Source organism: Acinetobacter sp. YH12117, from assembly GCF_013418865.1.
In the GTDB taxonomy this organism is placed as follows: domain Bacteria; phylum Pseudomonadota; class Gammaproteobacteria; order Pseudomonadales; family Moraxellaceae; genus Acinetobacter; species Acinetobacter indicus.
This window is the reverse complement of sequence record NZ_VPBF01000011.1, coordinates 60,933-76,750: the sequence shown is the minus strand read 5'-3', so window position 1 is coordinate 76,750 and position 15,818 is coordinate 60,933. Positions and strand designations below refer to the sequence as shown.

12 protein-coding genes, 3 pseudogenes and 1 other annotated feature are annotated in these 15,818 nt (G+C 38.8%); of the genes and pseudogenes, 9 read left to right on the top strand and 6 right to left on the bottom strand.

The features are described 5' to 3' along the window. Positions 1 to 339 precede the first annotated feature (339 nt). The 4 genes from FTU55_RS06105 to FTU55_RS06090 form a co-directional block, all read right to left on the bottom strand. A complete protein-coding gene (locus FTU55_RS06105) occupies positions 340 to 1,344 on the bottom strand; it encodes a transketolase family protein (RefSeq protein ID WP_100535580.1) in 1,005 nt (334 codons plus the stop codon). A 13-nt stretch (positions 1,345 to 1,357) separates the two neighbouring features. Beyond that, entirely contained in the window at positions 1,358 to 2,203 is an 846-nt protein-coding gene (locus tag FTU55_RS06100; protein ID WP_104484451.1) for a transketolase, read from the bottom strand. Between the two features lie 15 nt (positions 2,204 to 2,218). Beyond that, complete coding sequence (locus FTU55_RS06095; protein ID WP_180046511.1) at positions 2,219 to 3,517, bottom strand: MFS transporter; 1,299 nt, start codon at positions 3,515 to 3,517, stop codon at positions 2,219 to 2,221. Positions 3,518 to 3,600: 83 nt separating this feature from the next. Further along, positions 3,601 to 4,350, bottom strand: a complete 750-nt coding sequence (locus FTU55_RS06090; RefSeq protein WP_104484449.1) for an SDR family NAD(P)-dependent oxidoreductase — start codon at positions 4,348 to 4,350, stop codon at positions 3,601 to 3,603. Positions 4,351 to 4,530: 180 nt separating this feature from the next. On the opposite strand from FTU55_RS06090, the gene FTU55_RS06085 reads away from it, so the two are divergent. The 4 genes and pseudogenes from FTU55_RS06085 to FTU55_RS06070 all read left to right on the top strand — a co-directional run bounded on the left by FTU55_RS06085 (position 4,531) and on the right by FTU55_RS06070 (position 8,426). Next, positions 4,531 to 5,418, top strand: a complete 888-nt coding sequence (locus FTU55_RS06085; RefSeq protein WP_104470991.1) for a LysR substrate-binding domain-containing protein — start codon at positions 4,531 to 4,533, stop codon at positions 5,416 to 5,418. Between the two features lies 1 nt (position 5,419). Next, a pseudogene (locus tag FTU55_RS06080) lies at positions 5,420 to 5,533 on the top strand (IS6 family transposase); the annotation flags it as partial. A 1,298-nt stretch (positions 5,534 to 6,831) separates the two neighbouring features. Further along, a complete protein-coding gene (locus FTU55_RS06075; RefSeq protein WP_004282130.1) occupies positions 6,832 to 7,140 on the top strand; it encodes a helix-turn-helix transcriptional regulator in 309 nt (102 codons plus the stop codon). Continuing rightward, a complete protein-coding gene (locus FTU55_RS06070) occupies positions 7,137 to 8,426 on the top strand; it encodes a type II toxin-antitoxin system HipA family toxin (protein ID WP_180046509.1) in 1,290 nt (429 codons plus the stop codon). Before FTU55_RS06075 ends, FTU55_RS06070 begins: the two co-directional genes overlap by 4 nt. A 17-nt stretch (positions 8,427 to 8,443) precedes the next feature. Here FTU55_RS06070 and FTU55_RS06065 read toward each other — a convergent pair whose 3' ends face one another. Then, a complete protein-coding gene (locus FTU55_RS06065; protein ID WP_180046507.1) occupies positions 8,444 to 11,791 on the bottom strand; it encodes a DEAD/DEAH box helicase in 3,348 nt (1,115 codons plus the stop codon). Positions 11,792 to 12,432: 641 nt separating this feature from the next. Here FTU55_RS06065 and FTU55_RS06060 point away from each other — a divergent pair. The 5 genes and pseudogenes from FTU55_RS06060 (at position 12,433) to FTU55_RS06040 (ending at position 14,823) form a co-directional block, all read left to right on the top strand. Further along, positions 12,433 to 12,696, top strand: a complete 264-nt coding sequence (locus FTU55_RS06060) for a type II toxin-antitoxin system Phd/YefM family antitoxin (protein WP_180046505.1) — start codon at positions 12,433 to 12,435, stop codon at positions 12,694 to 12,696. Next, complete coding sequence (locus tag FTU55_RS06055; protein ID WP_000203952.1) at positions 12,683 to 12,946, top strand: Txe/YoeB family addiction module toxin; 264 nt, start codon at positions 12,683 to 12,685, stop codon at positions 12,944 to 12,946. The genes FTU55_RS06060 and FTU55_RS06055 overlap by 14 nt, the downstream gene beginning before the upstream one ends. 92 nt (positions 12,947 to 13,038) lie before the next feature. Then, positions 13,039 to 13,760, top strand: a pseudogene (locus FTU55_RS06050) (IS3 family transposase); the annotation flags it as partial. After that, positions 13,314 to 13,430 (top strand) — a sequence feature (AL1L pseudoknot). (Overlaps the previous pseudogene by 117 nt.) Beyond that, positions 13,749 to 14,507: pseudogene (locus FTU55_RS06045) on the top strand (IS5 family transposase); the annotation flags it as partial. The pseudogenes FTU55_RS06050 and FTU55_RS06045, both read left to right, overlap by 12 nt. A 121-nt stretch (positions 14,508 to 14,628) precedes the next feature. Next, positions 14,629 to 14,823, top strand: a complete 195-nt coding sequence (locus FTU55_RS06040; RefSeq protein WP_180046503.1) for a heavy-metal-associated domain-containing protein — start codon at positions 14,629 to 14,631, stop codon at positions 14,821 to 14,823. Positions 14,824 to 15,038: 215 nt separating this feature from the next. Here FTU55_RS06040 and FTU55_RS06035 read toward each other — a convergent pair whose 3' ends face one another. Continuing rightward, positions 15,039 to 15,644 carry a TetR/AcrR family transcriptional regulator gene (locus tag FTU55_RS06035; RefSeq protein ID WP_180046502.1) on the bottom strand — a complete coding sequence of 202 codons (606 nt, stop codon included), beginning with the start codon at positions 15,642 to 15,644 and terminating at the stop codon, positions 15,039 to 15,041. Positions 15,645 to 15,818 lie beyond the last annotated feature (174 nt).

Sequence of the window (15,818 nt, the reverse complement as noted above, 5' to 3'; positions counted from 1 at the left end):
AGACAAAATGACACCAAATGAGTTTTACTATGATCAGCTACCCCAACAAAACAAGGTGGCTTAACTAGAGCGGAATATCACTTATAAATACGCTTTTAGTTGTTCAAACAAGTGGAACCACCTCTGTATTTGTTCCTATAAGTACACTAATAAGACATAAAAAATTACTTTTTTTCATTGCACAATCCCTGCAAATTTTGAATATAAGTTTCCCTAAACAGCTAATTGAATAAGCTATTTTGAATGATTAAATTGGATTAAAAGTGGTGTGATAAAATTGCAGCATGGCGGGACTCCTGTCATACACCATGCTCAATTCACTAACAGAGTTGGACTCTCTTAGGTTAAGTGATTTTTAATTTTTGCTTTAACGGCTTCTGTAGAAATACCATAACGATCATGTAGTGTTGGTAATGCGCCTGCATCTAAAAATGCATCAGGTAAACCAATCATATCAAAACGTGGATGTTGCCCATTTCTTAATAGCAAGGTTCCAACTGCTTCACCTAAGCCCCCAACCACAGAATGATTCTCAGCAGTTAAAACTGGACGACCTCCTTTAGCCACTTCGTCTAAAATGGTCTGTTCATCTAATGGTTTAATCGTAGGTACATGTAATACAGAAACCTCTACCCCTTCTTTTTCTAGCTCTTCCGCTGCCTCAAGCGCACGCATGGTCAGTAATCCAGTAGAAATAATCAAGAGGTCTTTACCAGGCTTAATGACTTGGGCCTTACCCAATTTAAATTGATAGTTATATTTATCCAGTACCAATGGAACTTGACCACGCAACAAGCGCATATAAACAGGACCTTGATGAGCAGCAATCTGCGGAATAGCCTGTTCAATTTCCAAGGCATCACATGGATCAATGATCATTAGATTTGGCATTCCACGGAAAATGGCAATGTCTTCTGTTGCTTGGTGACTTGGTCCATATCCTGTAGTTAAACCAGGAAGGGCTGCTACAATTTTCACATTTAGATTATCTTCGGCAATCGCCATACAGATAAAATCGTAAGCTCGGCGTGAAGCAAAAACAGCATAAGTCGTGGCAAAAGGAACGAAACCTTCTCGAGCTAATCCAGCAGCAGCGCTCATCAAGAGTTGTTCGGCCATTCCCATTTGAAAGAACTTGTCTGGATTTTGATTCGCGAAAATATGTAAATCTGTATATTTGGATAGATCTGCTGATAATCCAACAATATCATCACGCTCTTTCGCTAGTGCATTTAAAGCATGTCCAAATGGTGCAGACTTGGTTGGTTGCCCTTCTGCAGCAATAGAAGCAATCATGGCAGACGTTTTTAATTTTTTCTTAGGAGAGTTCGCTAATTGGCTCATGGATCTAGACTCCTTATTTGCCGTAATGGGTTAATATATTTAAAGCTTCATCCCATTCACGTTCATCCACGCGAATAAAATGTGTTTTTTCACGGCTTTCTAAAAATGAAACACCTTTACCCATTTTGGTATCGCAAATAATGACCCTTGGGCATGTTCCTTCGTGACTTTTCGCTTGATCGAAAGCATCAAGTAAAGCTTCCATATTGTTGCCATCTACGCGTTGGGTATACCAACCAAAAGACTGCCAACGATCTACAATTGGTTCAAAAGCTAGAATTTCACTTGAATGCCCATCGGCTTGCTGATTATTCACATCAATAATTGCGATGAGATTATCTAATTTCCAATGTGAAGCTGACATGACAGCTTCCCATGTCGAGCCCTCATTCAGCTCACCGTCTGATAGGAAGTTATAAACAAAGGATTCTGATTTCTTTTGCTTTAATCCGAGGCAAGCACCTACCGCAATGCCTAAACCGTGACCCAATGAACCACCTGTGATTTCCATACCAGGGGTATAAGTTGCCATGCCTGACATAGGTAAACGACTGTCATCAGAACCATACGTTTCTAGTTCTTCAATTGGAATAACTTTTGCTTCGATCAAAGCAGCATATAAAGCAATTGCATAATGACCTATTGAAAGATAAAAGCGATCTCTTCCTTCCCACTCAGGATTGTCAGGCTGATATTTCATTGCATGAAAATAAGAAACTGCAAGTAGATCAGCTGCACCTAAGGCCTGTCCAACATAACCTTGGCCCTGTACTTGTCCCATACGTAACGCATGTTGACGAATGTTATATGCACGTTGCTGGAGTTCAGCAATACGAGCTTCTTTATTAATATTTGACATGATTAGCTTCTCTTATTAACGATTAACCAGTTTTGCTGGAATGCGTAGTACCAGGCTTGCGCCAACAACTAAGACTGCTGTGATTAAGAACATACCTATGGCATTCGAACCTGTATTAGTGGTAATCCAGCCGATGAGAAACGGAGAACAAAATCCAGCGAGATTGGCAAAACTATTGATTCCAGCAATACCTGCGGCAGCTGAAACACCACCTAAAAAGTTAGTTGGCAACATCCAAAACAAAGAAGATGCGGTGAGTACACCTGATGCCGCAATACATAAACAAATCAGTGATAGGGTTAGATTTGACACAAACAATGTTGCGAAGGTCAGTGCAATTGCACCAGCACACATAGGAATAATTAAATGCCAGCGACGCTCTCTAAAGTGATCTCCGCTACGGCCTGCTAACAGCATTACAACTATGGCACACATATAAGGTAGACTGGTCAACAAGCCAATATGCCAGTTATCACTAATACCCGAGTTACGAATTAATGTCGGCAACCAGAAAGTAATTGCATATTGTCCCATTACGACACAAAAATAGATTCCAGCTAGTAACCACAAGCGTTTATCACTAATGAAGTCTTTAATACTGCTATGCCCTTCTTTCTGTTGATTATCTTGAGCGATTTCTTGCTGAACTAAATTCTTTTCAGCACTTGTTAACCAATGTGCATCTTGAACAGAATCTTTTAGAACTGCGAGGACTAGCAAACCAACAACCACTGTAGGTATAGCTTCAAGTACAAACATCCATTGCCAACCATGCCATCCTTGCACATTGTTCATTTGATCCATGATTAAGCCAGATAGAGGACCACCGATCATTCCTGAAATTGGAATCGCAATAAACCAAAGCACAGTCATACGGGCCCGACGATAAGAGGGGAACCAATATGTAAGATAAAGTAATAAACCTGGCGCTAATCCAGCTTCAGCAACACCGAGTAAGAAGCGTAAGGTATAGAATTGCCACTCTGTTTCAACAAATGCAAAACAGCCTGACAAAATACCCCATGTGATCATGATCCGAGCAATCCAACGTCGAGCACCAACTTTATGCAGCACAATATTGCTCGGCACTTCACATAAGAAATATCCTATAAAGAAAATACCTGCACCGAGTCCATAAACAGCTTCACTAAACTGTAAATCACTCATCATTTGAAGTTTGGCAAAACCAACATTTACACGGTCTAGGTAAGCACAAAAATAACAAAGCATTAAAAATGGCATCAACCGAAATGCAATTTTTCGATATGCAGATTTACGAATAGCATCTGTATCAGATGAAAATACAGTATCCATCATGCGAGTCCCTTTACATTTGGCCACAATATCCTCTCGTGGCCATGTCTCTATTTTGAATTTTTTAATACTAATACTGAGTTTTAGTGAATCAGCATTCCGCCATTTACGTCTAAAGTTACACCTGTTAAATAGGCTGATAGATCACTGGCTAAAAATAACGCTGCATTGGCAACATCTTGTGCTTTACCTAAGCGACCAAGTGGAATTCCTGCAAGAATGTCATGACGACGATCATCATTCATTAAACCACCCGTAATGTCTGTTTGAATCAGACCTGGTGTAAGTGAGTTGACACGAATATTATCTGCACCAAACTCGCGAGCCATCGCTTTACCTAATCCTAAAACCCCAGCTTTGGCAGCACTGTAATGTGGACCTCCAAAAATACCACCACCTCGTTGTGCCGAAACGGATGATAAACACACAATACTTCCTCCACCGTTTTCTTTCATTGAGGGAATTACAGCCTGAGACATAATGAGCGTTCCACGCAGACTGACATCCAAAATACGATCATAATCATTACGCTTGATATCTAATGTTTTTACAGGTTGGGTAATGCCTGCGTTATTGACCAAAATATCAATTTTACCGTAGTGTTGAAGGGCTTGTTCCACCGCAGCGTGTGCTTGTTCTTCATTAGCAACATTTGCTGCTAGACCTAAATGACCTTCGCCCAATGCTTTAGCCGCATGCTGGCTTTGCGCAAGATCTAGATCAACAATAATGACTTTGGCGCCTTGCTGTGCAAAGACTTCTGCTGTTGCACGACCAATACCACGTTCAGATGCTGCACCTGTGATTAACGCTACTTTTCCTTGTAGTAACATGTCTATTCCTCTTTTCTTCAACATATTTATTCATCGCTAGATTCTCTTTTTTCACAGTGAGCAGCAATAAGGTTAAACTCAACTAGGCATGAATAATATTCATGCCTATGATATTTTTAGTTAATATTCGAAAGAAAAATGGAATTTTAAATGAATAATAGTGAAAAAAATTACAACCAAGTGCCTGCAATAAAAACCTTACAAGCGTTTGAACAAACTGCTCGATTAGGAAATGTGGCAAAAGCAGCAGAGGTTTTGAGCCTTACACCATCTGCTGTCAGTCATCAAATAGCAAAACTAGAAGAAATGATTGGTCAAAGTCTATTTATACGTGGTGCAAGAGGTGTTACATTAACTCCTTCTGGGGAGCGTTATTATCAAGAAGTTACTAATATCCTGCATAGCCTTGTATTAGCTACTGAACAAGCATCAAATAACAGTCCAAAAGATAGCTTATATATCCATTCTTCTCCAAGTTTTGGCCTATTGTGGCTAATGCCACGCCTTGAATCATTTAAAGAAAAATACCCTCTCATTCAGGTGAACTTGTCCTGTTCTTATGAAAATCTTCATTTTACGCGTGATAAAATTGATATTGATATTCGTCATGGCATTTCGAATTGGACAGGTGTCGAAATTAGAACGGTTCGGAGTGAAAAATTAGAAGTTCTTGCATCGCCAAAATTACTTGAACGTAGTCCAGTATTTAGGCCCAAAGATTTATTAAAAAAAGAGCTAATTTTATCAAAATCCACTCTGGTGACATGGCCTCAATGGTTTGCACACCAAGGCCTAAGTATTCCTGAATTTCCTTATACTTTTAGTTTTGATCGCTCTTACATGTCACTTGAAGCAGCCACACATGGCCTAGGATTTGTTTTAGAAAGCAACTTACTTACTCAGAATTATTTGGAATCAGGAAAGTTGGTTAAAGTATTTTCTGATGATTTCTCTATAGCTATATCTGCTCATCACTTAGTTTATCCTCGCACGCATGAAAACATTATGAAAGTGAACCATTTTTTAAACTGGATTAATGAAGAAATTAACAAAAGTAGTGAATGGTAAAACTTTTAAAGGTATTGAAGTCATGCGTGCACTACGTAAAGGACAACCATCATCATTCTACTATGGTCAGCCTCAGGGTGAAGTGTGTCTAATCAAAAGGGTTTCCGGTCTCTAAGCACTTTTTAAAGGGAACATCATCGACTCAAATCTCTATTTGCAACAGTGTCTCTCCGACAAACCCGGTACGGTTCACCTGGACAAATTCAAACAGAGAATCTCCAGATGATCCAAAATAGGATTGAGCATAATATTCATTTATTGAATTGAATATAAAAAATTTTCATGCGGATCAAGAATCATTATATTAAATTATATAATGTTGTTATTTCTCATGAAAATTAGCACCAAAATATAGGTGACTTTTATTGATTAAAATTTCCAATATGAAGTGACCAAAATACCCTTAAATGATCTAAATTTCTAAAAATTTCACCCCACTAAAAACTACACATAATAAATTAAATCATACACTTATAGTTAACATCATTTAATGGTATAAATCTCGGTGACCTTGCCAAGGTTGGGGTCGCGAGTTCGAGTCTCGTTTCCCGCTCCAAATTCAAAAAGCCCTGATCGAAAGATTGGGGCTTTTTTTATTGATTTTATTAAATATTTTTCTTTATAAGAGATCTTTATTCTCAAAAAAGTAAGTTTACAAAAGTGCTATATCAAAATTGGTGACCAAATGGTGCCTTCAATAAATCAAAAAGATAAGAACCCTTTTCTAAAACTGAACCGTACCGGGTTTGTCGGAGACTTTTTATTTAAGTTAGGACACCTGACCTAACGGGTTAATCTTATCATAGTATATTGCTTCAAACTCCTTGGTAAGATGGGTTAGCCGGATGCTTACCATTGCAGCTATTTACGAAGAACTGAAAAGTAGAATTGTCTTTAAAGCGATTGAATAAAAACTGAAATCACAAGCCTTTTTAGGCATAAGCAGCAATGTGACTCCAGTTTAAATTTGGCTTGATATGATTGTCTACTTCCTAGTGAGTTTTGCTGAACATTTAAGGAAAACTTAGCCACGCATATTAGGCTTAAAGATTACATCGCATTTACCAGTAATAGCCTTACCATTAACTTTAACTATGATAGATATTCCCTTTTGCCTTACCTATACATGCTTGTTGAATACTAGGGTATTATCAGATTGCGCTAGGCAGTTAAATACAGGGCTGCCAGGGAATTTTGCCAGAGAGTTGCCAACAGTTCAGATCTGGCTGCCAATTACGTAAGGAGATTAAGGTAAATTGAACCGCGTATTTTAACTGTATTTTCAGAGTGATTTCAGATCACTACGTAGCTAAGGCTTTTATAGATCGAAATGATAAATTCATAAATTGCTTTTCAAAAAAAAAGAAACTAATATGTTTCTTATATGACCTAAAAGCAATAAATGTATCTACAATGAATAAGTCTTTACTTCAGCAAATCAAAAAAAGACGAACCCAATTGGGCTTAAAGCAAGTTGATATGCAATCCCGTACAGGCATTTCAAGACAGCAATACCAAAAGCTGGAAAGTCAGGGTAACCCTCGATTAGAGACCTTAGAAATTATCGCGGCAGGATTAAATGCTCAACTGATGCTCATCCCTGATGATAAGGTTCATTTGATTAGACAATTATTGAATGATGAAATTAAAGTCACTATTGAAGATCAGGATGACTTAATGACTAACCCATGGAAGGGTCTTCTCGGAGGAGAGGAACCATGAATACTGTTGCCGTCCTGAAATTAACATTACATCACGCTGTCGTTGGATACTTGGCAGGATTTCAGAGCGGAAAAAATATTCTGGTTTTTACAGATTCTTTCCGCTTTGATCAGCAACGTCCGACCTTGAGCCTGCTGACTTCCCCCTTGTATCCTCAAGCGGATAAAATTTTAGAAAAGACCTATGTTACACATCAGCGCTTACACCCCTTGCTATCAAACTTGCTACCAGAAGGGGCATTACGTGAACTGATTGCACAAAGCCTCAAAGTACATATAGACAATGAATTTCAGTTATTGGCAGATTTAGGTCATGATTTACCTGGAGCACTCATTGCGACTCCATTAGATCCAGAAAAAATTCCAGATGAAATAAAATTCAAACTGCAGATCTCGAATCCAGATCAAATTTTAAAGCAAGAGATTCGAACAGATAATAAGTTTTCCTTGGCCGGCGTCCAAATGAAGTTTTCCATGAAAGCCAAAGATGGGCGTTTTACACTAGCACAGGCAACGGAAACGACTCTACTCGGGGACTGGATTATCAAAACTCCTTCTTCCAGACATGCTTTTGTTCCGCTAAATGAATATTCTATGATGACCCTTGCCAAAACGGTCGGAATAGATGTCCCTGAGATTCGCTTGGTGGATATGGCCCTTTTACAAGACCTTCCACCATTAAATTTACCCCAAGAGCAATATGCTTTCGCAATCAAAAGATTTGATAGACAGAATACTGCTGATACTACAGAGCTTATTCACATCGAAGATTTTGCTCAGATCTTCGGCGCATATCCATATCAGAAATACAGCACCACAAATTATGAGCAGATAGGAAAGATCATTTATCAATTTTCAGATAACAAAATTATTGATATTCAGCAATTTGCCAGCCGCTTACTCGTCAATATTTTACTCGCCAATGGAGATGCGCACTTAAAAAACTGGAGTATGATTTATCATGATAAAAGTGCACCCAGATTATCTCCCGCATACGATATATTAATGACCAGTGTATATATTGAAAATGAGCGTCATTTCGCATTAAATCTTGCCAAAAATAAAGATTGGTATTTAGCTGAGATGAAACACTTTGAAGAATGGGCTGAAAAAGTCGGTGTTCCATGGCGTGTTATTGAAAAACAACTTCACGCGATCATGGACAAAGCACGGTCAGTATGGCCAGTGCTATTACTAGACTTACCTATGATTCCTGCTCATAAAGAAAAATTAAGAGAACATTGGAAAAAATTGCATCCAGACTTTCAGATACTTACAGGTGATTAGGGCAACCAGTAACCAAACTAAAATTTCTCAAACAAGTTCATCACATCATTTTCCGTCAGTTTCGCTTCTCCCTCATGATCGGTGCTTAAAATTGACTGTGCCAGTTCGGCTTTATTTTGCTGCAAGGCAATAATTTTCTCTTCTATGCTTTGGTTGGTAATCAGTTTATACACAAATACCGGTTTGTCCTGTCCAATCCGCCATGCACGATCTGAAGCTTGATCCTCAGCAGCAGGGTTCCACCATGGATCATAGTGAATGACTGTATCTGCGGCTGTTAAATTCAGACCGACCCCTCCTGCTTTCAGACTGATTAAAAACACAGGCACTTGTCCAGACTGAAATGCAGTAATAACTTCATCTCGCTTTTTGGTCTTTCCAGTCAGCTTCACATAGCCAATTTCTGCGTGATGGAGTTGTTGTTCAATCAGTTCCAACATTGAAGTAAACTGAGAGAAGATAAGAATTTTTCGCCCCTCTTCCACCATTGGAACAACCATATCCATCAACTGTTCAAGTTTGGCAGAATGCGCCTGCCCGGTTTTAACTGAATCCAGTTTCAGTAAGCTAGGATGGCAGCACACCTGACGTAGCTTCAGTAAGGCATCTAAAATTTGAATTTGACTACGTTTAAAGCCTTTTTCTGCCACAATTTTCTGAATGCTTGCCTGCATCGTGGCACGAACAGCCTCATATAGCTTGGATTGCTGCTCATTCATGTCAATATTGACTTCAATCGTGGTTTTTTCTGGCAACTCTTTGGCTACGTCAGTTTTCAAGCGACGTAAAATGAAGGGCTTAATCCGGTTGACCAACTTTTGTCTTAACTGCTCATCACCGCGCTTTTCAATCGGATGACGGTACTTTTTATTAAAAATTTCTTGTGAATATAAAAATCCTGGCATCAGGAAATAAAATAGTGCCCACAGCTCACCCAAATGATTTTCCATAGGTGTACCGGTTAGACATAGACGATGTCGCGCTGTTAATTGCCGTACTACCTGTGCAGCTTTGGCGCGCGGATTTTTGATATTCTGCGCCTCATCCAAAATGAGTTGATGATATTCATATTGCTTTAGTTGCTCTTCATCTCTCGCCAGAAGCGGATAGGTGGTTAACACAATATCATAGTGCGGAATCTGCTCAAAATACTGATGGCGATCGGGCCCCTGTAGCAGCAATACCTTGAGCTCAGGGGTAAATTTCTCCGCTTCTTTGAACCAGTTATGCATCAGCGATGTGGGTGCAACAATTAAGGCGGGTCTGTCCTGCAAATGACCAGCCTGCTTTTCCATGAGTAAGTGGGCTAAAGTTTGTGCTGTTTTACCCAAACCCATATCATCCGCCAGAATCCCACCATGCTGGGTTTCCCTTAAAAACTGTAACCAGCCTAAGCCCTGCTGCTGGTATGGACGCAACTCCCCCTGAAAACCTTGTGGTGTCGGCAGTTGTTGCTGATAGCCTTGTTTGAATTTCTGTACAAATTGCTGCAGGCGATCACTGACCTGCCATGTCATCCCAAGATTATGCTGCAATTCTAATAATTGACTCGCATCATAGCGATCAATACTGCGCTCTTCTTGCTGTAAAATGCTCTGCAGATGCAACAATACCGGCTTAATATCCCTAGCGGATAGAGCCAAATCAGGTTGATCAACTGCAGTTTTCACGGTGAAAATTTGACTGTCATGCAGATGAATAAAAGTCCGCGGATCAAGTAAATCAGGCTGTTCTTTCACCAAAGCCACAAGTGCATCAAGCAAATTATAAGAATTACCTGCACTGTCTTGAACCGTCGCCCCGATATTGAACCAGTCCTGCTGACCTTCAGATTCAGTGATAGAAATATTTAAATTTTCGACATATTGCAGGTTAAAGGGGCTGTTTTCCAGATGCTCTATCTGCCAGCCCATCAACTCAATTTGATTGATGGGCATGAGCTGTTTGATCCAGTCTCCATAGAAAGCAAAAACCATAGAATCAAGACGTTGTTTATCCAGTTTTAATTGCTGGTCATAACTAAGATCTTTCACCCACTTCAGTGATTCGACCAATAGCTGTAAACGCTGGATTGACTGTTGTTCCTGAACTAAGTCCCGAAGCTGTCGCACCATTTTGCCATGCTGTTCACCAATAAAACTGTCACCTGATGTACCTGCTTTAATTCGCCCACCTGCATAGGAGAATTCAATTTCAGCACAAACAGACTCTTCCCATTTCCAATCAAATTTATCTAAAACACCGAAGCGTAAAATTGGCTGGGGATTACCCTGTAAGACTTCAATCTCTTGAAGAAACCTAGGTTTCGGCAAGTTATGTATCGTTGTAGATTGATGAGTAAGCTGCTCAAACTCAGTCAAAACCGTCGCAGGCATCTCTGGCATCCGCCAAAGGTAGTACAGTAAATCCGATGTATATTCACTATAGAGTTGCCCTACCGTATTCTTGTGAATATCGATATAACAAAGTGGCTGACTTACAAGAATTTGAAGATGTGGATTCGATTTTAAATTGAGTCGAACATTTCCATTGACCAACTCAAAATCTAAGAGCTCAGTCTGTTTTTCAATGCTCTTTTGCCAAGAAAATTCAAGCTGATAGCTTTGTTCTGACCATGTAAGTGGAGCATCACTTTTTTGTTTCCAATAGACATCACCACTCTGAATGAAAGATTTAAAATGCTCTAAAACAATGCCTGATATATCAAGACTATTTCCATAAGAAAACTCATTCTGATTGAGCTTGGCATAATAATAAATTTGATTAAATAATTGTCGCTTCCCATCAGGCAAAGACAGACGTTTTTTTAGAATATTGCCATATTCAGTATAAGAACTGACACCTGTGATCGTCCCACTTTTATTACGTCTACCTTTGCGAACCTCAAGTTTTAACCCGAATAGACCTAAAGGCTGATCTAAATAATAAAGTAAATAATTACTCGTTGTCTTTTGCTGCTCTAACTGGGTATGTTGTAAATACTGCTTAAACTCACTTAACCAGCGTTGTGCTTGATTAATTGCAACCCGATCTTTTTGAGTGTGAGATGATGACTGAGAGTCAACATAGCTCTTCAGATATCCTTCTCGATATTCTTGATAAAATAATTTGGCTAAAGCAGCAGCATGTTTACAGTTATATCCAACCGGACAAGTGCAGTCGTCATCAATTAAACGGTCCTTTTTAAGATTATAGGTAATTGCAGTATCGTAATAATCTGTCCCTTCAATTTGGGCATACATCGTGACATCGTCATTTTCTTCAAAGAACTCAATCGTTTTCCTATCAATGTATTTAGCATAGCTCTGGCTGCGCTGAAGAGTTGCAGTACTAAAGCGAGATAGAAAATTGATCAATGAGGACATAATTACCAGACACTAAAAATGTTTATACAATTATAACGGACAAAGCTGTCATTTCAGAATAGTAGGGCTTTGTTGCACAAAGATTTATAATTTGAAGCATCCCCCCAACTCACTCAAATTTAAATTATAACTCGCTATCTGGTAGTGAACTTTGGTGTTTTTTCTATTGGCTGGCGTAAATACTTTTAAGCTGCCTGAGGTATCAGCAAAGGCAGAGCCCTGCCCATCGACCCCATTGCTTCAGACTACTGGGGCCAGATATTCCAGATTGAACTGATAGCAAATCCCGGTTCCTCGTGACACCATGCAAAATTAATAGAGCTTAAAGCAAGTTGTTAGACTCTATTAGATTGTAAATATCTAATTGGACTTCTTTAATTTAATAGTATCTTCAGTCGGCTCTGTTGTATAAATATGTAAGCATCTGATTTAAATAAATTTAATTTTGGATCAAAAAATAATCAAAACTTTTAAAATCATATAGTTATGAAATCTTTATGCAACAAAGCCTATTTGATATAAAACTGTTACACAAAATTGACAACATGTACAGAATTCTGTACATTTTAGATTGTAAAGTTCAATCACTATCATCTAGTCAGTAGCGTTTTAACACAGCTTACTTTATGAGGGAGAAATATATGCATGTATTTACATATACAGACGCACGTAACAACTTAAAATCTGTTTTAGATAAAGTTATTGATGATGCAGATGTCGCTTTCATTACAAGAAAAGAAGGCGGTCATGCTGTAGTAATGGGACAAGATCATTACGACAGTTTAATGGAAACGTTATATCTGCTTTCATCTCCAAATAATACCACTCGTTTAAACGAATCAATTACTCAATTACGCGCAGGTAAAACCAAACAAAGAGAGTTGATTAAAGATGACGAGTCGTAATGTCGAATGGACTGAAAATGCCTGGGATGAATATATCTATTGGCAAACACAGGATAAAAAGATACTCAAACGTATCAATACCTTAATCAGAGAATGTCAAAGAACACCCTTTGAAGGAACTGGAAAACCAGAACCTTTAAAAGCAAATCTTTCAGGATTCTGGAGCCGTAGAATTGATGAGAAGCATAGATTAGTTTATGAAGTGACGGATGAACGAATTTCCATTATTCAATGTCGGTTCCATTACTAATAATATTCCCTATTCTTAGTATGGGAGAGTATTTTATGAGACTGAACCGTACCGGGTTTGTCGGAGAGTCAATATTCTGAGAGAATGTCCCGATGACAAAACCAAAATATACCCCTGAAATCCGAGATAGAGCGGTTCAATTATTGATTGAATCCGAAAAAGATTATCCTTCTACTTGGGCCGCAATCACAGCAATTGCGCCTAAGATTGGTTGTACTCCTGAAACACTTCGTGCCTGGCATCAAAAGCATTTAGATCAGCAAAATCCTATTAAAGTACAACAGATATCTGATCAAGAAAAAATGAAGCAAATGGAACGTGAAATTAAAGAATTAAAGCGTGCCAATGAAATTCTACGTAAAGCAGCCGCTTTTTTCGCCCAGGCGGAGCTCGACCGCCCACACAAATAATGGTGGATTTCATCCATAACAATAAAGATTTATATGGTGTTGATGCGATTTGTAGGATTTTACCGATCGCAGCTTCAACCTATTACCGGACTCTAGATCTCTGCGAAAATCCAGAACATCGAGCAAAGCGAGATTTACATGACTTGCATCATGCTGAGGAGATTAAACGAATTTGGAAGGAAAGTTCAGGTCGGTATGGTGTACGTAAAGTCTGGCAAAAACTGAAACGTGAAGGCTATATTATTGCACGCTGTAGTGTTGCTCGATTAATGAAAAAGCTAGGTATACAAGGTGTTTGGCGAGGTAAGAACAAACAAACCACCCGTAGCCGAGATGACCAAAAACGAGCACCTGACTTGGTGAAATGGAGTTTTAGAGCTGATCAGCCTAGCTGTTTAATGATCAAATCTTTATTCAGACTCTCTCTACGCATGGTCACAGGTTTTGTTCAAAGCCTGATTAAACTATGTGGATTAAGTTGGACAGCGCCAGATTACAGTACGCTTTGTCGAAGACAAAAACATATTGATATTGCGATTAGCTATCAAAAAAATAGTGATGGGTTACATCTACTTGTAGACTCAACTGGCTTGAAGTTTCTAGGTGAAGGTGAATGGAAACGTAGGAAACATGGACCTGAATATCATCGCCAATGGCGTAAGCTGCATATTGATATCGATGCTGAAACCCTGCAAATACGTGCAGTACAGCTTACTACAAATAATGTGAGCGATTCGCAAGTACTCGGTGATTTACTTGCTCAAATTCCTTTAGATGAACGAATTGATTCGGTCTATACCGATGGTGCTTACGATACGAAGCACTGCAGACAAGTCATTTTAGATCGAGCTGCACATGCGATCATTCCACCAAGGAAAAATGCAAAGCCAAGGAAAGATCAGAAATTGAGATCTTTAGAGCGGAATGAATTACTAAAAACAGTGAAACGTTTGGGAAGAACGCTTTGGAAAAAGTGGTCTGGTTATCATCGTCGAAGTTTGGTTGAAACTAAGATGCATTGCATCAAATTATTAGGTGATAAATTAACGGCAAGGAGTTTTCCTCGTCAGGTAAATGAGATCCATGCACGCATAGCCGTATTGAATAAATTTACAGAATTAGGTCGTCCTCATACCCAAGTTGTCACTTGAGTTTTGTTCAAATGAGCAGAGTGCTGCCTTTTAAATCTTTGTGCAACAAAGCCGGTGAGATTTATAAAAATCCCACCCTAAAATGCAAATAGCCCTTTAAACCGAACCTATGGAGCTAAACATGAAATTCCGTATTGAAAACATGACCTGTGGTGGCTGCGCGCGCAGTGTCACGGCTACGATTAAAGATCTGGATGAAAATGCCACTGTGAATATTGATGGGGCCACTAAACTGGTCGAAGTTGAATCGACAGCCAGTGAGTCTGAGATTGTTGCAGCTTTAACCGAAGATGGTTTCCCGCCTGTGGCTGCCTGATGGTTGTCGAGTTAGATCGCGAAAGTGATCTTATGAAATCATATAGCCAGATGGCTTTGTTGCACAAAGATTTCATAACTATATGATTTTAGAAGTTTTGATTATTTTTTGATCCAAAATTAAATTTATTTAAATCAGATGCTTACATATTTATGCAACAAAGCCTAGCCAGATAAAAAATGCCTGATCGAATCAGGCATTTTTTATTTTAGTGATTATACTGATGAGATTTTATCCGGGGTCATCAGCGCCTGATTAATATATAGCTTAATCAGGCGTTCACGTGAACCAATCGCTTTTTGATAATTGGTCGAATTTAATAATAGTGAAGCACCATAAGTCACGGTCCAGATATAAGACAAATAATCCCGAATCGACATGGCACTTTCTAAAGCCACCAGATAATCATGGGTTATGTCTTTAATCCGGATAATCCGTTCTTCGCGAATCCGATAAAGCTCCTGAAATAAATCTTTCAGATTTTTTTCGTTATTGGTTAAACGCTCTTCAATCACATGCAACAGGATGGTGCGATTGGAATTGAGCATGTGATAGAGCATATATTGCGAAACATAATTTTTAATATCGTTATTATATTTTTTTGATATTTCCAGAATTCTTTTTTCATTCAGAATAATTAGTTCTAAATATAACTGGTTCTTGCTTTTGAAATGCTTGTAGATCGTTCCTTTCGCGATGTCCAGTTCACTGGCCAGCTCACTCAGGGTAATGTCCTGATTATTGTCCAGTAGCAGGCTTTCAGCCATGCTCAGGATCTTCTCTTTACGAAGAAGGAAGTTCTGCTGTCTTACAGTCGTCATCCTCTTGGTCCATATTTTTCGAAAAAGAACCTTTCAAGAATATTCAATTTTACCCAAGATAGCTATAAAACTAAGGTCGTGATATTTATCTAAATTTGTATATTTATTCAACATTTCTTGTAGAAAAAAGTCATATACAGCTGCGCTAAAAATATTGTCAAGAAAACTGAACCC